Source organism: Streptomyces sp. DSM 120436 (assembly GCF_055778765.1).
Genome location: NZ_JBSKBS010000001.1, coordinates 2,064,070 through 2,084,465 on the forward strand (window position 1 = coordinate 2,064,070; position 20,396 = coordinate 2,084,465).

Annotated in this window: 13 protein-coding genes; 11 read left to right on the forward strand and 2 right to left on the reverse strand. The window is 74.4% G+C overall.

Annotation, left to right across the window (positions count from 1 at the left end; genetic code table 11):
* Nucleotides 1-88: 88 nt before the first annotated feature.
* On the forward strand, nt 89-985 hold the full coding sequence (locus ACWH4W_RS09590) for a LysR family transcriptional regulator (protein WP_473075344.1): 897 nt from the start codon (nt 89-91) through the stop codon (nt 983-985).
* A gap of 50 nt (nt 986-1,035) precedes the next feature.
* Here ACWH4W_RS09590 and ACWH4W_RS09595 read toward each other — a convergent pair whose 3' ends face one another.
* Nucleotides 1,036-1,368 carry a WhiB family transcriptional regulator gene (locus tag ACWH4W_RS09595; protein ID WP_006130727.1) on the reverse strand — a complete coding sequence of 111 codons (333 nt, stop codon included), beginning with the start codon at nt 1,366-1,368 and terminating at the stop codon, nt 1,036-1,038.
* A gap of 381 nt (nt 1,369-1,749) precedes the next feature.
* On the opposite strand from ACWH4W_RS09595, the gene ACWH4W_RS09600 reads away from it, so the two are divergent.
* From ACWH4W_RS09600 to ACWH4W_RS09615, 4 genes are all read left to right on the forward strand, one after another.
* On the forward strand, nt 1,750-2,361 hold the full coding sequence (locus tag ACWH4W_RS09600; protein ID WP_003948568.1) for a response regulator transcription factor: 612 nt from the start codon (nt 1,750-1,752) through the stop codon (nt 2,359-2,361).
* A 642-nt stretch (nt 2,362-3,003) separates the two neighbouring features.
* Nucleotides 3,004-3,591: a sigma-70 family RNA polymerase sigma factor gene (locus ACWH4W_RS09605; protein ID WP_006130726.1), complete on the forward strand. Its 588-nt coding sequence runs from the start codon at nt 3,004-3,006 to the stop codon at nt 3,589-3,591.
* Nucleotides 3,592-3,764: 173 nt separating this feature from the next.
* A complete protein-coding gene (gene guaB, locus ACWH4W_RS09610; RefSeq protein ID WP_473075345.1) occupies nt 3,765-5,270 on the forward strand; it encodes an IMP dehydrogenase in 1,506 nt (501 codons plus the stop codon).
* A gap of 126 nt (nt 5,271-5,396) precedes the next feature.
* A complete protein-coding gene (locus tag ACWH4W_RS09615) occupies nt 5,397-6,521 on the forward strand; it encodes a GuaB3 family IMP dehydrogenase-related protein (RefSeq protein WP_473075346.1) in 1,125 nt (374 codons plus the stop codon).
* Nucleotides 6,522-7,064: 543 nt separating this feature from the next.
* On the opposite strand, the gene ACWH4W_RS09620 is transcribed toward ACWH4W_RS09615, so the two are convergent.
* Complete coding sequence (locus tag ACWH4W_RS09620; protein WP_473075347.1) at nt 7,065-8,273, reverse strand: nucleotide sugar dehydrogenase; 1,209 nt, start codon at nt 8,271-8,273, stop codon at nt 7,065-7,067.
* A gap of 348 nt (nt 8,274-8,621) precedes the next feature.
* On the opposite strand from ACWH4W_RS09620, the gene ACWH4W_RS09625 reads away from it, so the two are divergent.
* From ACWH4W_RS09625 to ACWH4W_RS09650, 6 genes are all read left to right on the forward strand, one after another.
* Nucleotides 8,622-10,328: a glycerol-3-phosphate dehydrogenase/oxidase gene (locus ACWH4W_RS09625; RefSeq protein ID WP_473075348.1), complete on the forward strand. Its 1,707-nt coding sequence runs from the start codon at nt 8,622-8,624 to the stop codon at nt 10,326-10,328.
* A gap of 347 nt (nt 10,329-10,675) precedes the next feature.
* Nucleotides 10,676-12,694 (forward strand): serine/threonine-protein kinase, encoded by a 2,019-nt coding sequence (locus tag ACWH4W_RS09630; RefSeq protein ID WP_473077455.1) that lies wholly within the window; start codon nt 10,676-10,678, stop codon nt 12,692-12,694.
* Between the two features lie 153 nt (nt 12,695-12,847).
* Entirely contained in the window at nt 12,848-15,313 is a 2,466-nt protein-coding gene (locus ACWH4W_RS09635; protein ID WP_473075349.1) for a protein kinase domain-containing protein, read from the forward strand.
* A gap of 148 nt (nt 15,314-15,461) precedes the next feature.
* The gene (locus ACWH4W_RS09640) at nt 15,462-17,111 is read left to right on the forward strand and encodes a serine/threonine-protein kinase (protein ID WP_473075350.1); all 1,650 of its coding nucleotides are present in this window, start codon (nt 15,462-15,464) and stop codon (nt 17,109-17,111) included.
* 83 nt (nt 17,112-17,194) lie between these two features.
* The gene (locus tag ACWH4W_RS09645; RefSeq protein WP_473075351.1) at nt 17,195-18,469 is read left to right on the forward strand and encodes a serine/threonine-protein kinase; all 1,275 of its coding nucleotides are present in this window, start codon (nt 17,195-17,197) and stop codon (nt 18,467-18,469) included.
* A 100-nt stretch (nt 18,470-18,569) separates the two neighbouring features.
* Nucleotides 18,570-20,360 carry a serine/threonine-protein kinase gene (locus tag ACWH4W_RS09650; protein ID WP_473075352.1) on the forward strand — a complete coding sequence of 597 codons (1,791 nt, stop codon included), beginning with the start codon at nt 18,570-18,572 and terminating at the stop codon, nt 20,358-20,360.
* Nucleotides 20,361-20,396 lie beyond the last annotated feature (36 nt).

Genomic DNA, 20,396 nt, shown 5'->3' on the forward strand with positions numbered 1-20,396 from the left:
TGCACGGTAAGGCATGCACATCAAAGCGTCGACGCGTTTATTTCCTCTTGGTCAAAGGCGTGCTTATCCCTGTGCGTATCCTGGCAGGGTGATCGAAGCCCGCCACCTCCGCGTACTGCGCGCCGTGGCCTCCACCGGTTCCTTCTCCGCCGCCGCCCGCGAACTGGGGTGCACCCAGCCCGCCGTCAGCCAGCAGATGAAGGCCCTGGAGACGTCCGTCGGCACGCCGCTGCTCATCCGCTCCGGCCGCGAGATGCGGCTGACCCAGGCCGGTGAGGCGCTGGTGCGGCACGCGGCGGCCATCCTCGCCGGGCTCACCGCCGCCGAGGAGGAGGTCGCGGCCATCGCCGGACTGCGCGCGGGACGGGTGCGGCTGGTGTCCTTCCCCAGCGGCAGCTCCACGCTCGTACCGACCGCCCTCGCCGCCCTGCGCGACGCCCACCCCGGCACCCGGGTCTCACTCGAGGAGGCCGAACCGCCCCGCTCCGTGCGGATGCTGCGCGAGGGCGACTGCGACATCGCCCTCGCCTTCCGGTACGAGGGCGCGGCGGGCGCGGAGGAGTGGGACGACCTGGTGGTACGCCCGCTGCTGTCGGACCGGCTGGTGGGACTCGTGCCGGAACGGCACCGGCTGGCGCGCGCGGGGTCGGTCGCCATCGGCGACCTCGCGGGGGAGCCGTGGATCGCGGGCTGCCCGCGCTGCCGGGGCCAGCTCGTCGAGGTGTGCGAGACGGCCGGCTTCACTCCGCGCATCGACTTCGCGACCGACGACTACCCGGCGGTCGCCGGCCTGGTCGGCGCGGGGCTCGGCGTCGCGGTCCTGCCGCAGCTCGCGCTGGAGTCGCTGCGGCCGCGCGGCGTACGCACCGTGGACCTGGAACCCGCCGTGCGGCGGGAGATCGTCGCGCTCACCCTGCCGGACCTCGCCCAGGTGCCCGCGGTCACCGCGACGTTGGAGAAGCTGGCGGCGGCCGCCGCCGGGTGACGGCCCCAGGGCACGCGAGTGTGCCCGGGCTTCTTCAAAGAAACGTTCCTTCAGGTGTTCGAGGCGGTGGCGTGCCCACCGGCGCCCGACGCCGACACCAGCCGGTTGCGCGCCCGCCCCATCAGCTCTTCGCGCTCGTCCTCGGTCAGGCCGCCCCACACGCCGTACGGCTCGCGCACCGCCAGCGCGTGCGCGGCGCACTCGGCGCGCACCGGGCACCTCATGCAGACCTCCTTGGCCGAGTTCTCACGTGCGCTGCGGGCGGCGCCCCGCTCGCCCTCCGGGTGGAAGAAGAGCGAACTGTCCACCCCGCGGCAGGCGGCCAGGAGCTGCCAGTCCCACAGGTCCGCGTTCGGTCCGGGAAGGCGGGAGAAATCTGCCATTGCGTGACCCCTTGTAGCCGTGACTGGGCGGATCCGGTGTCCACAACCGTACAACTGCGATCAAAGGAGATGAAAATATGACTCATTGCGAATTTAGCCCTGGACACTGATGAAAGGGAAGAAAAGGGTCTGAATGGGGCATGAGTGGTGATGAAAGTCCGGGGGTGCGCCGCGCGTGTCTCCACCGTGAGCACCTCCTCACGTAGAGTGCCGAAGATGGCAGACGGCCCCGTAACTCTTTCGAGTGACCGTCGTTGAGAGTGCGAGGCGGTTGAAGGAACAAGCGCTCGGGCGGGCGTCCGAGACGGTCGACCGCACAGGTGTCGATTTCGTACCAGCCTGGAGGCTCAAGGTGACGCGCATCAGCTGCGGAGGGCGGCCATGACTTCCGTCCTCGTCTGCGACGACTCCCCGCTTGCCCGAGAGGCGCTCCGCCGCGCGGTGGCGACCGTGCCCGGCGTCGAGCGCGTGACGACGGCGGCCAACGGCGAGGAAGTCCTCCGCCGCTGGGGCGCCGACCGCTCGGACCTGATTCTGATGGACGTGCGCATGCCCGGTCTGGGCGGCGTCGAGACAGTACGGCGGCTGCTTTCCGCCGACCCCGGAGCACGCATCATCATGCTCACGGTCGCCGAGGACCTGGACGGCGTCGCCCTCGCGGTGGCCGCCGGGGCCCGCGGCTATCTGCACAAGGACGCCTCCCGCGCGGAGCTGCGCGCCACGGTCACGCAGGCGCTCGCCGACCCGACCTGGCGGCTCGCCCCGCGCCGGCTGCGCTCGGCCGAGATGGGCGCGGCGCCCACGCTCACCGCGCGTGAGATCCAGGTGCTCGAGGGGATGAGCCACGGCCGCTCCAACGCGGAGATCGGCCGCGAGCTGTTCCTCTCCGAGGACACGGTCAAGACGCACGCGCGCCGTCTCTTCAAGAAGCTGGGCGCCTCGGACCGGGCCCACGCGGTGGCGCTCGGGTTCCGGTGGGGTCTGGTGCGGTAGGCCGACCCGTCCTTCGGGCCGGGCCGGCCGGGATGCGGGGCGCCTCACGGGCGCGGGGGCCGGACGCCGATGCGGATCCGGACCTCGGACCGGTGGGCGGTCGCCCCGCCGGACGCGGTGTCCGGGTCCCGCGGAGCGGGGCCGGGCGGCGATCCGGTTCCCGGTCGTGGCCGCGACGCCGCGCGTTCCGTGCGGGACGCGGGCCGGCGCGATGGCCGTACGCACGGTCCGCGCACGGACACCGGCGTCCCCCGCGGCCGTCGGCGTCCCTGACCTCCCGCGCGGTCGTGTGCCGTGCGCCTCGTCGCGCCGCACGCGGGCCGGGGCGTACCGGAACCGGCGCACCCCCGTGCGCGGGTCCCGTGTCCGGTGGGCGGGCCCTTCCCGTGCGGGCCCGCGCAGGGCCTGCCGCGTGGGTCGGCGCACAGGCCGGACGTGGTGTTCGCCGCGGCCGGGAGGGACCCACTGCTCGTTTCGCGGCGGATGCCGCATCCTTGAGGTGTGGAGTTCCTCGGGGACGAGTCGGTCGAGCGGAAGGGGAGGGCGCAAGGGATGACTTCCGGCGCACCTGCTCATAACGCTTCGGTGCACAACCAGGGACACGGTGCCGCGGACCAGACGTCCGCAGGGCACCATGGACCGATGCGCGACGACGAGGCGGGCACGGCCCAAGGGGCGATCGGTGCGCTCGTCCACCGCGCTGTCGACGGAGACGAGCAGGCCACGCACGACCTGCTCGCCCACGTCCACCCGCTCGCCCTGCGCTACTGCCGCACCCGTCTGTCCCGGCTGCCGGGCGACGCCCGGCACTTCGTCGAGGACCTCGCCCAGGAAGTCTGCGTGGCGGTGCTGCTCGCGCTGCCCCGCTACAAGGACACCGGCCGGCCCTTCGAGGCGTTCATCTTCGCCATCGCCTCCCACAAGGTCGCCGACCTCCAGCGCGCCGCCATGCGGCACCCCGGTTCGACCGCGGTGCCGTCCGACGAGATGCCGGAGCGGCCCGACGACTCGCTCGGCCCGGAGGAGCGCGCCCTGCTCAGCAGCGACGCAGAGTGGGCCAAGAAACTGCTGGCCAGCCTGCCCGAGAACCAGCGCGAGCTGATCCTGCTGCGCATCGCCGTGGGGCTCACCGCGGAGGAGACCGGCCAGATGTTGGGAATGTCACCCGGCGCGGTCCGGGTGGCGCAGCACCGCGCGCTGAGCCGGCTGCGGGCCCTGGCGGAGCAGTAACGCCCGTCCCCGCGCCGCCTCTTCGCGCAACCCGTCACACATGTGAACGGACGATCAGCCGTTCCCGTACGAATATACGAAGCCGGGGCCCGTGCGGAATCGTGGAATGAGACACCCGCGCTTCCCGTTAGCATGGACATCCGCACCGATCAAGGCCATTTGGGGAAGGTGTCATGACTGCCAACGTCGACGGAGTGCCCGGAAAATTCGCGACACTCGGGCTGACCTACGACGACGTGCTGCTGCTGCCGGGCCCGTCGGACATGGCACCCGACGAGATCGACACCGCCTCGTACGTCTCCAGGAACGTGCGGGTCAACATCCCGCTGCTGTCCGCCGCCATGGACAAGGTGACCGAATCCCGCATGGCCATCGCGATGGCCCGCCAGGGCGGCGTCGGCGTGCTGCACCGCAACCTGTCCATCGAGGACCAGGCCAACCAGGTCGACCTGGTGAAGCGGTCCGAGTCGGGCATGGTCACCGACCCCATCACCATCCACCCGGACGCCACGCTCGCCGAGGCCGACGCCCTGTGCGCCAAGTTCCGCATCAGCGGCGTCCCGGTGACCGACGGCAACAAGAGGCTGCTCGGCATCGTCACCAACCGTGACATGGCCTTCGAGACCGACCGCACCCGTCAGGTGCGCGAGGTCATGACGCCGATGCCGCTGGTCACCGGCAAGGTCGGCATCTCCGGCCCGGACGCCATGCAGCTGCTGCGCCGGCACAAGATCGAGAAGCTTCCGCTGGTCGACGACGACGGCGTCCTCAAGGGACTCATCACGGTCAAGGACTTCGTCAAGGCCGAGAAGTACCCCCACGCCGCCAAGGACGCCGAGGGCCGCCTGCTGGTCGGCGCCGCGGTCGGTGTCGCCGGTGACGCCTTCGAGCGCGCCCAGGCGCTGATCGAGGCGGGCGTCGACTTCATCGTCGTCGACACCGCGCACGGCCACTCCCGGCTGGTCGGCGACATGGTCGCCAAGATCAAGTCGAACTCCTCCGGCGTCGACGTGATCGGCGGCAACATCGCCACCCGCGACGGCGCCAAGGCGCTCGTCGACGCGGGCTGCGACGGCATCAAGGTCGGCGTCGGCCCCGGCTCCATCTGCACCACGCGTGTCGTCGCCGGCGTCGGCGTCCCGCAGGTCACGGCGATCTACGAGGCGGCGCTCGCGGCCAAGGAGGCCGGCGTGCCGGTCATCGGCGACGGCGGTCTGCAGTACTCCGGCGACATCGCCAAGGCGCTCGTCGCGGGCGCCGACACGGTGATGCTGGGCTCGCTGCTGGCCGGCTGCGAGGAGTCGCCGGGCGAGCTGCTGTTCATCAACGGCAAGCAGTTCAAGTCGTACCGCGGCATGGGGTCGCTGGGCGCCATGCAGAGCCGCGGCGACCGCAAGTCGTTCTCCAAGGACCGTTACTTCCAGGAGGGCGTCGCCTCCGACGAGCAGCTGGTGCCCGAGGGCATCGAGGGCCAGGTGCCCTACCGCGGCCCGCTGTCGTCCGTCGTCCACCAGCTCGTCGGCGGTCTGCGCCAGTCGATGTTCTACGTCGGCGGCAAGACCGTCCCGGAGCTCCAGACCAACGGCCGCTTCGTCCGGATCACCTCCGCGGGCCTCAAGGAGAGCCACCCGCACGACATCCAGATGACGGTCGAGGCACCGAACTACAGCCGTCAGTAGCGGCGGGCCTCCCGAGGGCGGCTCCGGACCACCGGGGCCGCCCTCGCCGTGCGTCCGGGGCGGTGGGCGCCGCGGCCGTCGGGGATACTGGAGGGCGCTGCAACGCAACAGGGAAAGGCCACAGACGTGACTGAGATCGAGATCGGGCGCGGCAAGCGCGGCCGCCGGGCGTACGCCTTCGACGACATCGCGGTCGTCCCCAGCCGCCGTACGCGGGACCCGAAGGAGGTCTCGATCGCCTGGCAGATCGACGCCTACCGCTTCGAGCTGCCGTTCCTGGCCGCTCCCATGGACTCCGTGGTCTCGCCGGCCACCGCGATCCGCATCGGCGAGCTCGGCGGCCTCGGCGTGCTGAACCTCGAGGGCCTGTGGACCCGCCACGAGGACCCGCAGCCGCTGCTGGACGAGATCGTCGGCCTGCCCGCCGAGACGGCCACCCGCCGCCTCCAGGAGATCTACGCCGCTCCCATCAAGGAGGAGCTGATCGGGCAGCGCATCAAGGAGGTGCGCGACTCCGGCGTCGTCACCGCCGCCGCGCTCTCCCCGCAGCGCACCGCCCAGTTCTCCAAGGCCGTCGTCGACGCGGGCGTGGACATCTTCGTCATCCGCGGCACGACGGTGTCGGCGGAGCACGTCTCCGGCTCGCACGAGCCGCTGAACCTGAAGCAGTTCATCTACGAGCTCGACGTCCCGGTCATCGTCGGCGGCTGCGCCACCTACACGGCCGCCCTGCACCTGATGCGCACCGGCGCGGCGGGCGTCCTCGTCGGCTTCGGCGGCGGCGCCGCGCACACCACGCGCAACGTGCTGGGCATCCAGGTGCCGATGGCCACCGCGGTCGCCGACGTGGCCGCCGCCCGCCGCGACTACATGGACGAGTCCGGCGGCCGGTACGTGCACGTCATCGCGGACGGCGGCGTCGGCTGGTCCGGCGACCTGCCCAAGGCGATCGCCTGCGGCGCGGACTCCGTGATGATGGGCTCCCCGCTGGCCCGCGCCACCGACGCGCCGGGCCGCGGCCACCACTGGGGCATGGAGGCCGTCAACGAGGAGCTGCCGCGCGGCAAGAAGGTCGACCTCGGCACGGTCGGCACGCTGGAGGAGATCCTCACCGGCCCGTCCCACACCCCCGACGGCTCCATGAACCTCTTCGGCGCCCTGCGCCGCGCGATGGCCACCACCGGCTACAGCGAGCTGAAGGAGTTCCAGCGCGTCGAGGTGACGGTGGCGGACTCCCAGCACCGCCGGTAACCGCAGCGCGGGCTTTCGTACGGCACCGAGAGGGCCGGTCACCTGGACGGGTGACCGGCCCCTTTCGCATGCCCGACGGGCGCACGCGGTGCCCGGGGGGCGCGGTTGCGCCGGGACCTTGTTCGCGCGGGTATGCCCGGTCGAGGCCGCCAGTGCCGTCGACGGCGCTCCGGTTCTTCCGGGAGCCCCCTTCCAAGGACCTGGCCCGGACCCCGCCCTTCGGGGCCCGGCCCGGTTCCGACGGACCGTCCACCGGACCACCGGACGGTGTTGTGGAAGGGGGCGTCCATGGGACGCCACCGCAGGCCCACCCGCTGGGACCGGATCCGTCAGTGGACGGTGAAGTGCCGGAGGAGGTGGATCTCGCGGATGTTCGGATGGTGAGCGGCCGCCCCCGGAAGAAGTAGGGGCGGACACCCGTGAACCATTCCGGAGCCTGCCGCAGTGCCCCCCGCGGTGGGCTCCACCCGACGTCCACCGTACCCGCGCGGCACCCCGCCCCCCACCAGTCTCGGTGACACGGAGAGCCGTCGCGCGCCCCTCTCACAACCGGTGCGCCGCCCCCGTGGGGGTCGCGCCCCGGGTGTCCAGGAAGAGCTGGGCCTTCACCGACAGGCCCTGGAGGTCGTACGTGCGGTGCTGCTGGAGCAGGACCGTCAGATCGGCGTCGGCGACGGCCTCGTAGAGGGAGTCCGCGCGGGGGACGGGGCGGTCCAGGACGGTCCAGGACGGCACGTGCGGGTCGTGGTAGCTGACCGAGGCGCCCAGCTCCCTCAGGCGGACCGCGATCTCCTGCGCGGGGCTGCCCTGGAGGTCGGCGAGGTCGGCCTTGTAGGTGACCCCGAGGAGCAGCACGCGTGCGCCGCGCGCCGACTTGCCGTGCTCGTTGAGCAGTGCGGCGGCCCGCCGCACGACGTAGCGGGGCATGCGGCCGTTGACCTCCTGGGCCAGTTCCGCCATGCGCAGGGTGCGGCCGGCGTGCGCGGTGAGGTCCTGGGGGACGGTGTGGCCGCCGACGCCGGGGCCGGGGCGGAAGGCGAGGAAGCCGAAGGGCTTGGTCTCCGCGCAGCGCAGCACGTCCCACAGGTCGATGCCCAGGTCGTGGCAGAGCGCGGCCATCTCGTTGACCAGGGCGATGTTGACGTGCCGGAAGTTGGTCTCCAGCAACTGCACCGTCTCGGCCTCGCGCGGGCCGCGGGCGCGGACCACCTTGTCGGTGACGCGGCCGTAGAAGGCCGCGGCCGACTCGGTGCAGGCGGGGGTGAGGCCGCCGATGACCTTCGGGGTGTTGGCGGGGGTGAAGTCGCGGCTGCCGGGGTCGACGCGGGTGGGGCAGTGGGCGAGGTGGAAGTCGCGGCCCGCGCGCAGGCCCGACCCGGACTCCAGCAGGCGCAGCAGCGGGCCCTCCGTGGTGCCGGGCGGCACGGGGGACTCCAGGATCACCGTGGTGTGCGGGCGGAGCTGCGCGGCGAGGGTGCGGGCGGCCGCCTCGACCTGGCCGAGGTCGAGCCCGCCGTCGGCCGCGGGCGGGGTGGGGGCGCAGATCACGGCGGTGCGCACCCGGCCGAGCTCGGCCGCGCTGGTGGTGACCCGGAAGCCCTGCGCGAGCATGCGGCGCTGCTCGGCGGGGCTGAGGGAGCCGGGCTCGGGGCCGGTCCGGTACCCCACGGTGGGGATGCCGGCGGCGACGGCGGCCTGGGCCAGGGGCAGTCCGAACGGGCCGAGTCCGATGACGGCGAGATCTGCGGGCATGGCGTGGGCCGTCCTTCCCGATAGCCGGAGTACGACAGGGGCGCAAGCGCTGTGAACGGGACAGGCGAGCGCAATGTCAGACTAGGAGTAAATATGACCGATATGTGGGATTGATGGGCTGGTTTTCGGTGCGTCGTTCCGCGCGGCCGTCCTGCGGTGTTTCCGGCGGGGCCGTTCACGGGCCCGTGGCCGCGCGGTTGTCCACAGCCTGCGGCCCGGCGGTCGTCCACAGCCTGAGGCGGTGTGTGGCTGAAGCGGGGCAACCCGGTCAGAATCTGGGCATGAGGGTGAGGTACCGGGCTTCGCCCGACGGGTGCGGCCGATGCGACCGACGAGCGGGAGGCAGCGGTGAGGACAGCGACACTGGGGCCGGCGCAGCGCGCCGAATCACTGGCGGCCATGGCGGAGCGCGAGCTGGACGTGCTGGTGGTGGGCGGCGGCGTGGTCGGCGCGGGCACGGCGCTCGACGCGGTGACGCGCGGCCTGTCCACGGGACTGGTCGAGGCGCGGGACTGGGCGTCGGGCACCTCCAGCCGCTCCAGCAAACTGATCCACGGCGGCCTGCGCTATCTCGAGATGCTGGACTTCGCCCTCGTCCGGGAGGCGTTGAAGGAGCGCGGCCTGCTGCTGGAGAAGCTCGCCCCGCACCTCGTGCGCCCCGTGCCGTTCCTCTACCCGCTGCGGCACCGGGGCTGGGAGCGGCTCTACGCGGGGGCGGGCGTTGCGCTCTACGACACCATGGCGATGACCCACGCCCATGGCCGGGGCCTCCCCGCGCACCGCCACCTGAGCCGGCGCCAGGCCCTGCGCGTCGCCCCCTGCCTGAAGAAGGACGCGCTGGTCGGCGCCCTGCAGTACTACGACGCCCAGACGGACGACGCCCGCTTCGTGCTCACCCTCGTGCGCACGGCCGCGGCGTACGGCGCCAGGACCGCCAACGGCGCCCGTGTGACCGGCTTCCTGCGCGAGGGCGAGCGGGTCGTCGGCGCCCGGGTGCAGGACGTGGAGGGCGGCGGCCGGTACGAGATCCGCGCCAAGCAGGTGGTCAACGCCACCGGGGTGTGGACCGACGACACCCAGGCGATGGTCGGCGAACGCGGACGCTTCCACGTGCGCGCCTCCAAGGGCATCCACCTGGTCGTGCCCAAGGACCGGATCCACTCCACCACCGGGCTCATCCTGCGCACCGAGAAGTCCGTGCTGTTCGTCATCCCCTGGGGCCGGCACTGGATCGTCGGCACCACCGACACCGGCTGGGACCTCGACAAGGCGCACCCGGCCGCGTCCAGCGCGGACATCGACTACCTGCTGGAGCACGTCAACTCCGTCCTCGCGGTGCCGCTCACCCGCGACGACGTCGAAGGGGTCTACGCGGGGCTGCGCCCGCTGCTCGCCGGCGAGTCGGACGCCACGAGCAAGCTGTCCCGCGAGCACACGGTCGCCCACCCCGTCCCCGGCCTGGTCGTGGTGGCGGGCGGCAAGTACACGACGTACCGGGTGATGGCGGAGGACGCCGTGGACGCCGCGGTGCACGGACTCGACCTGCGCGTGGCGGACTGCGTCACCGAGGACACGCCGCTGGTGGGCGCCGAGGGCTACCACGCGCTGTGGAACGGCCGCGCGCGCACCGCGGCCCGCACCGGTCTGCACCCGGTCCGGGTGGAGCACCTGCTCCAGCGGTACGGGGCGCTCGCCGAGGAGGTGCTGGACCTCATCGCCTCCGACCCCTCCCTGGGCGAGCCGCTGCGGGCCGCCGACGACTACCTGCGCGCCGAAGTCGTCTACGCCGCCTCGCACGAGGGCGCGCGGCACCTGGAGGACGTGCTGACCCGGCGCACCCGCATATCCATCGAGACGTTCGACCGGGGCACGCGCAGCGCGCGCGAGGCCGCCGGGCTGATGGCGCCCGTGCTGGGCTGGGACGCCGGCCAGATCGACCGTGAGGTGCGGCACTACGAGAAGCGGGTGGAGGCCGAGCGGGAGTCGCAGCGGCAGCCCGACGACCTGACCGCGGACGCGGCCCGGCTGGGGGCTCCCGACATCGTGCCGCTGTAGACCGGCCGACGGCGTCCCCACGGGTCGCGGGGCCGCTCCCCGGCGCGCGAGGGCGGAACTCGGCCATGTGTGCGGCCGGTTCGGGACCGGCGGCGGCCGGGCGTTCCGCCCCCCGGGCGCTCGCCGACCCGGGTGATGGTGTGTCAGGACGGTCCAAGCGTGACCGAAACGGTGCGCTTCGAACCCCCTCTATGTCGGGACCCGTCCGGCAGGGTGAAGGAACGCTTCGTTCCCCCGCCGGTCCGCCCGCCGTGTCCGGTGGGCGGGCAGAGGCACCCTGGGCGTCGGGCACTTGTCGCGTGAGGGACAATGAAGGCTCTGTCAGGGCGGGTTGCATGAGGGGACGCATGTCGGAGGCGGAGCGGGCGGGGACATCCCGTCAGGACAAGAGCGCACGTCTCCTCGCCGGGCGGTACCGGCTGGGAGGCGTGCTCGGCCGCGGCGGCATGGGGACGGTGTGGCGGGCCGAGGACGAGACCCTGGGCCGCACGGTCGCCGTCAAGGAGCTCCGCTTCCCGTCGAACATCGACGAGGAGGAGAAGCGGCGGCTGATCACCCGGACGCTGCGCGAGGCCAAGGCGATCGCGCGGATCCGCAACACCGGCGCCGTGACGGTCTTCGACGTGGTCCAGGAGGACGACCGTCCCTGGATCGTCATGGAGCTCGTCGAGGGCAAGTCGCTCGCCGAGGTCATCCGGGAGGACGGCACGCTGAAGCCGCGCCGCGCCGCCGAGGTCGGGCTCGCCGTCCTCGACGTGCTGCGGTCCGCGCACCGCGAGGGCATCCTGCACCGTGACGTGAAGCCGTCCAACGTGCTGATCGCCGACGACGGCCGGGTCGTCCTCACCGACTTCGGCATCGCCCAGGTCGAGGGCGACCCCTCCATCACCTCGACCGGCATGCTCGTCGGCGCCCCCTCCTACATCTCCCCGGAGCGCGCCCGCGGGCACAAGCCCGGACCGGCGGCCGACCTGTGGTCGCTCGGCGGCCTGCTGTACGCGGCGGTCGAGGGCACCCCGCCGTACGACAAGGGTTCCGCGATCGCGACGCTCACCGCGGTGATGACCGAGCCGCTGGAGGAGCCGAAGAGCGCCGGCCCCCTGCGGGACGTCATCCACGGGCTGCTCAACAAGGACCCCGCCCAGCGGCTCGACGACCGTGCCGCGCGGGCCATGCTGACCGCCGTCATCAACGCCCCCGACGCCGGGGACGCCGACGGACAGCCGGCGGACGCCACCCGGGTCGTGCCGCTGCCCGAGCAGCCCGGCACGCGGGACACCGGCGCCAAGCGGGGCGAGGAGGCCGCGGAGAAGCTGCGCGGCGCGCTGCGCTCCGTCCGCAAGGCCGCCGTGGCGGCCGGTGCGGCGGGCGCCGCCCGCACCAAGTCCGGTGACGCCACGGCCGCTCCGGCGTCCGGCGCGGCGACCCGCGCCCCGGCCGCGAAGCCGGCCGCCGCCGCGCGGACCGCGGCCACCGCGAGCCCCGCCGCCGGCACGGCGCGCGGCGCCGACGCGGCCACCGGCGGCCGCAGTTCGGGCTGGCCCGTGATGACCCCGCCGGACCTCCCCGCCCGGCCCGCGCCGCGCGCCTCGATCACCGACGTGGTGCCGCGCCGGACGCTGGTCGTCGTCGCGCTGGTCGTGGTGCTCGCCGTGCTCGGCACCGTGCTGGCCCTCACCCTCGGCGGCGACGACGGGGGCGGCGACGCCGCCCGGGACGGCAGCGGCGACCGGACCGCGGCGGAGAGCACCCCCAGCGCCGAGACCAGGACGGACGACGAGGGCGGCACCCGCACCGACGGCTCCGCCACCACGTCCGCCGGGGCGGGTGCGAGCGCGGAAGCCTCCCCGGACTCCACCGGAGCGGGCGCGGGCGCCGGCGACGACGCCCCGGACAGTTCGCGGGACGACGGCGACGGGGCCGCGGGGAAGACCGGGGACCACACGACGTACCGGGGGAAGCAGGGGTACTCGATCGGCCTGCCCGCGGGGTGGAAGTACCGTTCGTCGGACGGGGCCGGTGACCGGTTCACGGGGCCGAGCGGGCAGAAGCTGCTCATCGGCTGGACCACCACGCCCAAGGACGACCCGGTCGCGGACTGGAAGAACCAGGAGCGTTTCATGGTGCGCTCCCAGTACAAGCGGATACGGATCGTGCCGGTGGAGTACCGCGGCTGGAAGACGGCCGACTGGGAGTTCACCTACGTCGACGGCGGCGTCACCTACCGGTCGGTGGACCGGGGCACCGTCGTCAACGACGGTCTGGGCTACGGGCTGATGTACACGGCCCGGGCCGACGCGTGGGACGGCGAGCAGCGCAGGAACACGTGGCGCACGCTGACGGAGACGTTCCGCCCCAAGTCCTGACCCGGCCCGGCCCGCGGATCGGGGAGCCAGATGTGGCATCCCCTCTCGGCGGGTCGCCTCCGGCACGTATCGTGAGTGGTTGCGGACCGTACGGAACGGGAACGGGCCGTCCCGAGAACGGAACTGACCGACCGTAGTGCCGGGGGAGGCAACGTGGACGACTACGCGGGACGGGTCCTCGCCGACCGCTACCGCCTGCCCCTGCCCCCCTCCGACGAGTACGAGCTGACCGAGAGCCCGGCCTTCGACACCTACAGCGGCCAGGAGGTCCTGGTCCGGCAGGTGCCGCTGCCGGAGGTCGTCGAGGCCGAGGTGCTGGACGCCGAGGGGCTGCCCGAGGGCTTCACCGCCCGGGACGGCGCCGCGCGGCGCGGCGGGGGCGTCCCCGGCGGCCGCGGGGCGGTGCGCCGGCCCGCCGATCCGGTCGTGCGGCGCGCCGTGGAGGCCGCGCAGGCCGCGGCGGCCCTGCCCGACCATCCGCGCCTGGACCAGGTCTTCGACGTGTTCGCGGAGGGCGGTTCGCTGTGGATCGTCAGCGAGTACGTCGCCGCCCGCCCGCTGGCCGCGCTGCTCGCCGAGAAGCCGCTGTCGCCGTACCGGGCCGCCGAGGTCGCCTCCGACGTGCTCACGGCCCTGCGCGTGCTGCACTCCCACGGCTGGGTGCACCGCAACATCACCGTGCGCACGGTGCTGGTCTGCGACGACGGCCGGGTGATGCTCACCGGGCTGGCCGTGGGCGCCGCCGAGGAGGCGCTGTGCGGCTACGACCCGGTGCCGCCCGCCGACGAGGAGGAGGGACCGGAGCGGGGCGCGGCGCTCGAGGCGCTCGGTCCGGGGACCGGCCCGGACGGCGGACGCGGACCGGCCTGGCCGCCCGGGCTCACCGCCGGCCCCGACCCGGACGCGGAGCGCCGCGCGGCCATCGAGGCGCGCGCCGGACGGCTGCCGGGCGGCCGGACCGGCGCGCCCGGCGACCTCTCGCCCGTGGTGGCGCCCCGCGCCCTGGACAGCGCGGGCGACGTACGGGCGGCGCGGGCCGGGGCCATCGCCGCGTACCGCGCGGGCGCCCGGGCCGCGGCCCGGGTGCAGGAGGCCCAGCAGGGCTCCCGCGCCGCGCTGCCCGGCGCGCGGCCCGCCCCCGAGGAGGGCGGCGAGCAGCAGCGGCCGATGCCCCCGGGACAGATAGCCGACCCGTACGGGGTGGCCGCCTCCGGCCGGCACGGGGCCGCACCCCGCATCGGCGCACAGGCGAGCGGCGCCCCGGCCGTGCCGGGCCCCGCCTCCGCAGGCCCGTCCGGGGCGCCCGCCGCCCCCGCCGGCCGCTGGGACGAGCCCGCCGCGCACGCTCCCGCCCGCCGGGGCCCCGCCACCGCGCTGGCCGCCGAGCGGGCCCGGCAGGCGCGGATGGCCGTCGTCGGGCCCGTCACCGAGCGCTGGGCGCCCGAGCAGGCCGGCCCCGTGCACGAGAACTGGCAGCTCGCCGCGCCCATCGGACCCGCCACCGACCTGTGGGCGCTGGGCGCGCTGCTGTTCCGCGCCGTGCAGGGGCACGCACCCTACCCCGAGGAGTCGACGGCCGAACTGGTGCAGATGGTCTGCGCCGAGCCGCCCGCCTTCGCCGAGGAGTGCGGCCCGCTGCGTCCGGTCGTGGAGTCGCTGCTGCGTCAGGATCCCACCGAGCGGCCCGACTTCGAGGAACTGCGCGGCTGGCTGCGGTCACTGGTGCGGTCCGCGCCCGAGCCGGAGGCGGGCCTGAACGTGATAACGGCCCCGCCGGTCGACGTGGGACGCCTGCCGATCGTGCGGCGCCGGGGCGAACTCGTGCGCAAGCGGCGCGCCGGGCTGCCCGCCCGCCACGGACGGCACAAGAAGGCCGCGCCGCGCGGCGGTTCACCGCGGCGCCTCGGGCGCACCCTGCTCCTGCTGGTGCTGCTCGCCATGGCGGCGGCGATCGCGTACGCGGTGCTGTTCCTGCCGAAGGCCGGTGAGGAGACCACCGGATCGCCCGCCGCCGACCGCACCGGGACCGCGGGCGGCGCCGCGCCGGGCCCCTCGGACGACGCGGGCCGCCCGGACAGCAACAACTCCCCGAGCGGCGGCGGCAGTCCGCGCAGCAGCTCCGAGGAGTCGGCCGGCTCCGACGGGACCCGGAGCACCGGACCCGAGGTCGCCGACGGCTTCACCCTGCGCAAGGACCCCGAGGGCTTCCAGGTGGCCGTCGCCGAGGGCTGGCAGCGCACCGGGAAGAACGGCAGCGGCCAGGTCGTGTACGCCAAAGGCGGCTTCGAGCTCATCGTGGTGCCGGGCCGGGACAGCGCCCGGCAGTTCGGCAACGACCCCATGGCCTACCAGCGGGACGCCGAGCGCGAGCTGCAGCCGTACCGGGACTCCAGCTGGGCCACCTCCACCGGGCTGAAGACCATCGAGGTGGGCGGACGGGTCATGGCCGAGGGGCAGTTCACCTGGACCGGCGACCGGGGCGAGCTGTACGTGCGCAATCTCGCCGCGCTGATCGACGGCCGCTACCACGTGCTGCAGGTGCGCGGCCCGGACGGCGAACGGGACGAGGTGACACGGATCTACGAGCAGGCGGCCGCGACGTACCGGCACACCGGCTGACCAGGGGGCGGGGCCAAGAGGGGCGGCGCGGGACCGGGGGGCGACAAACCATCACAGTGCGGTCTCCTTGGCACCCCCTCGGTTCCCAGGACGGGCCGGGGTACCTACCCTGGCCCTGTCAAGAGCATTGCGGGGCAACGTGAATCAGATGCAGGGCTCGCTCGTCGCGGGCCGCTACCGACTCGGCGAATCCATCGGGAGCGGTGGCATGGGCCGGGTGTGGCGCGCACACGACGAGGTGCTGCACCGTTCCGTCGCCGTCAAGGAACTGACCGCCGCGCTCTACGTCTCCGACAGCGAACAGGCCACCCTGCTGGCACGCACCCGGGCGGAGGCGCGGGCCGCCGCGCGGATCAACCACTCGGCCGTCGTCACCGTGCACGACGTGCTGGAGCACGACGGCCGGCCGTGGATCGTCATGGAGCTGGTCGAGGGCCGCTCGCTGGCCGACATGGTGAAGGAGCAGGAGCGGGTCGAGCCCCGCGAGGCCGCCCGCGTCGGCCTGTGGGTGCTGCGCGCCCTGCGCGCCGCGCACGCCGCCGGTGTCCTGCACCGCGACGTCAAGCCCGGCAACGTGCTGCTCGCCCGGGACGGCCGGGTGCTGCTCACCGACTTCGGCATCGCGCAGATAGACGGCGACGCGGCCATCACCCGCACCGGCGAGGTCGTCGGGTCCGTCGACTACCTGGCGCCCGAGCGGGTCCGCGGCCACGACCCCGGCCCCGCGTCGGACCTGTGGGCGCTCGGCGCGACCCTGTACACGGCGGTGGAGGGCGTCTCGCCGTTCCGCCGCACCTCGCCGCTCACCACCATGCAGGCCGTCGTCGAGGAGGAGGCCGAGCCGCTCCGGCACGCCGGGCCGCTCGCGCCCGTCATCAGCGCGTTCCTGCGGAAGGATCCGGCCACCCGGCCCGACGTCGCGACGGCCGAGCGGATGCTCGCCGAGGCCGCCGAGGGACACCGGCCGGGAGCGGCGCGGGAGTACGCGCCCACCCGGGCCGTCGACGCCCACGTGCCGCTGCCGCGCCAGACCGGACCGCACCCCGGCACGGGCACACCGCCGTACGCGACCGCGACGCCGGCCCGCCCGCAGGGGAGCGGCTCCACCGTCGTGCAGAAGCCGTACGGGACGCCCGCGGTGTCGCGCCGGCGCTCGCGCGGGCGGATGGTCGCCCTGGTCGTCGCGCTGGCCGCGATCATCGGCGGGGGCACGGCGGTGGTGCTCCAGCAGCAGGACGACAGGGGCCGTGCCGCGGCGGGACCGGCCGCGACCCCCGGCGCCGCGGTGGCGCCCGGCGTGTCGGACACCGGCGGGACCGCCCCGGGCAGCCTGCCCGAGGGATGGGTGCGCCGCAGCGACCCCTTCGGGTACACCGTCGTGCTGCCCGGCGAGGACTGGGAGCGGGTGGTGTTCGACGAGGAGACCCGGCAGGTCGACTACACGCCCGACGGCGGCGAGCACTTCCTGCGCATCGCCGTCGACGACGCCCCGGACTTCGACGATCCGTTCGACCACCTCAGCGACCTCGACCAGCAGGTCGGCGGGCGTCTCGTCGACTACGAGCAGATCGAGCTGAAGCGCCTGACCTACCGCGACCGCCCGGCCGCGCGCCTGGAGTACGGCTGGACCGCGCTGCCCAAGGACACCGAGTTCCCCGGGCCCTACCGGGCGGTGGACCAGATGTACCTCACGCGCGACGGCGTCGAGTACGCCCTCTACATGGCCGGTCCCGCCGAGGACTGGGAGACGACCAGGCAGCAGTTCGAGACGATCCTCAGAGGCTGGCGCGAGCCCTGACCGCCCCCGGCGTGCGCGGACGTGCGCCCGTTGGCCGAATCGCCGTACCGGAGCGGACACATCCGGTGAGGCATGATGGGCGCATGGTGACCGAGGGGGAGCCGGACAACGGGACCGGCGGGGGCAACGCCCGCGTCGTGGCGGGACGTTACCGCTTGGAGGAACTGCTCGGACGCGGCGGCATGGGCGTGGTGTGGCGGGCCACGGACCAACTGCTCGGCCGGGGGGTCGCGGTGAAGGCGCTGCCCTTCGACGAGACGCTCACCGCGGCCGACGCGCGGCAGCAGCGGGACCGCACCCTGCGGGAGGCGCGCGCCCTGGCCCAGCTCAGCCACCCGAACATCGTCGTCGTGCACGACGTGGTCGAGGACGACGAACGGCCGTACATCGTCCTGGAGTTGATCGACGGGCCGTCCCTCGCCGAACGGCTGGCCGCCGAGGGGCCGGTGGACGCGGCGGAGGCCGCGCGGATCGGCGTCGACCTGCTGGGCGCGCTGCGCGCCGCACACGCCGCCGGGGTGCTGCACCGCGACCTCAAGCCCGCCAACGTCCTGCTGGAGAACGGCACCGAACGGGTGCTGCTCACCGACTTCGGCATCGCCCAGATGCCCGGCTCGACCACGCTCACCGAGAGCGGGTCGTTCGTCGGCTCGCCCGAGTACACCGCCCCCGAGCGGATGTCGGGCGCGCGGACCGGGCCCGAGTCGGACCTGTGGTCGCTGGGCGTGCTGCTGTGCGCGGCGCTCAGCGGCGAGTCGCCGTTCCGCCGGGACTCGCTGAGCGGGGTGCTGCACGCGGTGGTCGTCGACGAGATCCGGCCGCCCGCTCAGGCCGGTCCGATCCTGCCCGTGGTGCTCGGCCTGCTGGAGCGCGACCCGGACCGGCGGCTGGACGCGGACCGGGCCGAACGGATGCTGCGCGCGTTCCTCGCCACCGGCCGCACGCCCGGGACGGCCCCGCTCGGCCTGCTGCCGGACCGCGACCCGCCCCGCCGCCGGCTGCCGCTGTGGCGGGAGGTCCCGGAGCCCGGCCCGCAGGGCGCGCGGGGCGGGCGTGCCGTACGGCTTCAGCCCACCCGGGGCGCGCTGGTGGCCGCGCTGGTGATCGCCGCGCTGGCCGGGGCGGGCGTGTCCGCGGGGGCGCTGCTGCTCCAGGACCGGAACGGCGAAGGGGGCGGGGGCACGCCGAGCACCACGGCGCCGGGGACCCCCGCGCCCGGGCCCGTGCCGCCGTCCACCGCCCCGCGGCGGCCGGCGCCGTCGTCCCCGGGGGCCGGGGCGGGCGGTGTCCCGTCCACGCCGACGGAGGGTCCGACGTCCGCGTCACCGGGGTCCTCGGCGTCCGCCTCGGCCGCATAACCGCAGGAACGCCGCATAAGGCGCGGTGCGGGTCACGGGTCTGTGACCAGTGGCGACCCGCTGTGGAACGGCGGTGGTCCGGCACGATATGGATGGACCCATGAGCAGTGACGGGGGAGCCCGCAACGAGGCCGACGAGCCGACCAGTTTTGGTCTGCAACCGCCCAACCCGAACCCGCCGGCGGCCGTGCCGCACCCCGGCAACCCGTACGCGGCGCCGACCGTCGTGGTCCCGCCGCAGGGGCACGGCCAGGCGCACGGCCACGACCGGGCGCAGCACGCCGCGCCGGACGGCGCACGCGGACGGGACGCCGCGCAGGGGAGCGGACCGCAGCAGGCCGCACCCGGCCCTGCGTCCGATCAGGGCCGGCCCGGCGGGTCCGCGCCCGACCCCGGCGCCGGGCGGCTGATCGCCGGCCGCTACCGGCTGCTCGCCAAGCTCGGCCACGGCGGCATGGGCACGGTGTGGCGGGCCAAGGACGAGACGGTGGACCGCGAGGTCGCCGTCAAGGAGCCCCGCGTCCCCGACCATCTTCCCGAACGTGAACGGGCCAACGCCTTCGAGCGGATGCGCCGCGAGGCCCGCGCCGCCGCCCGGCTCGACCACCCCGCCGTGGTCACCGTCCACGACGTCTGTGTGGTCGACGGCCGGCCGTGGATCGTGATGGAGCTCGTCCAGGGCCGCTCGCTCGGCGCGGTGCTCCAGGAGGAGGGCACGCTCTCCGCGCGCGAGGCCGCCCGCGTCGGTCTGGAGGTCCTCGGCGCGCTGGAGGCCGCCCACGCGGCGGGCGTCCTGCACCGGGACGTCAAACCGGACAACGTGCTCCTCGGCCGCCACGACCGGGTCGTCCTCACCGACTTCGGCATCGCCCAGATCGAGGGCGAGACCAACCTGACGGACACCGGCGGCTTCGTCGGCTCGCCCGAGTACATCGCCCCGGAGCGGGTGCTGGGCCAGCGCCCCGGCCCCGCCTCCGACCTGTGGTCGCTCGGCGTGGTGCTGTACGCGGCGACGGAGGGCGTGTCGCCGTTCCGCCGCAGCAACACGCCGGCCACCCTCCAGTCCGTGCTCAACGCCACGCCGGCGCCGCCCGCCTCCGCGCAGGGCCCGCTGGCCGGCATCATCACCGCGCTGCTGCAGAAGGACCCGGCGCGCCGTCCGAACGCCGCCCAGGTCCGGGCCGCGCTGGAGGCCGCCGCGAACCCGCCCGCGCCGCAGCCCACCCAGGTGGCCACGCTGCCCGCGCCGGGCCGCGAGGGCGGCATCCGCATCGGCCGCAAGACGCTGCTGGGCCTGGGCGCCGCGGTGGTCGCGGCGGCCGTCGCGGTGGGCGTGGTGGTCGCGGACCCGTTCGCGGGCCCGCTGCCCGACGGCTGGAAGACGCACGACCTCGGCGACCGGGCGGGCGTGTCCCTCGCGGTGCCCGAGGGGTTCGTGAAGGACAAGCCGGACGACAACGACGCCGACGCCGACGGCACCGTGGTCTCCTTCACCGACCCGAGCGGCATGGTGCGGATCGAGACCGACCGCGACCTGAAGTCCGAGGACGAGGACGGCAAGCTCATGGCGTCGGCCTCGGAAGAGGCGTTCGAGCACTGGAACGACCTGCGCGACGGCGAGTACGGCCGGGGGATCGCCGCCGACCCCGCGCCGCAGGGCCGGCCGCGCGAGACGACGTACAAGGACCGGGACGCGGCGACGAACACCGTCGTCTACACGACGACCACCACGCCGGCGGTGCGGCGGGAGGTGCGGCTGCTGTACTACCGGAGCGAGAACGGCGACATGTACACCCTCCAGGTGGACTACCCGGCCACGGGCTACTTCGCCAAGGACGGCCGGGAGATCGCCCGTACGGTGATCGACTCCTGGGACGTCCACACGCTCTGACCGCACCTGACCGTGGACCCGTCGGCGCCTCGGGGC

Coding starts and splice junctions, on each gene's coding strand:
- ACWH4W_RS09640 (WP_473075350.1), top strand. CDS start 15,462: ATGCAGGGCTCGCTCGTCGCGGGCCGCTACCGACTCGGCGAATCCATC.
- guaB (WP_473075345.1), top strand. CDS start 3,765: ATGACTGCCAACGTCGACGGAGTGCCCGGAAAATTCGCGACACTCGGG.
- ACWH4W_RS09645 (WP_473075351.1), top strand. CDS start 17,195: ATGGTGACCGAGGGGGAGCCGGACAACGGGACCGGCGGGGGCAACGCC.
- ACWH4W_RS09620 (WP_473075347.1), bottom strand. CDS start 8,273: ATGCCCGCAGATCTCGCCGTCATCGGACTCGGCCCGTTCGGACTGCCC.
- ACWH4W_RS09595 (WP_006130727.1), bottom strand. CDS start 1,368: ATGGCAGATTTCTCCCGCCTTCCCGGACCGAACGCGGACCTGTGGGAC.
- ACWH4W_RS09605 (WP_006130726.1), top strand. CDS start 3,004: ATGCGCGACGACGAGGCGGGCACGGCCCAAGGGGCGATCGGTGCGCTC.
- ACWH4W_RS09650 (WP_473075352.1), top strand. CDS start 18,570: ATGAGCAGTGACGGGGGAGCCCGCAACGAGGCCGACGAGCCGACCAGT.
- ACWH4W_RS09630 (WP_473077455.1), top strand. CDS start 10,676: ATGTCGGAGGCGGAGCGGGCGGGGACATCCCGTCAGGACAAGAGCGCA.
- ACWH4W_RS09600 (WP_003948568.1), top strand. CDS start 1,750: ATGACTTCCGTCCTCGTCTGCGACGACTCCCCGCTTGCCCGAGAGGCG.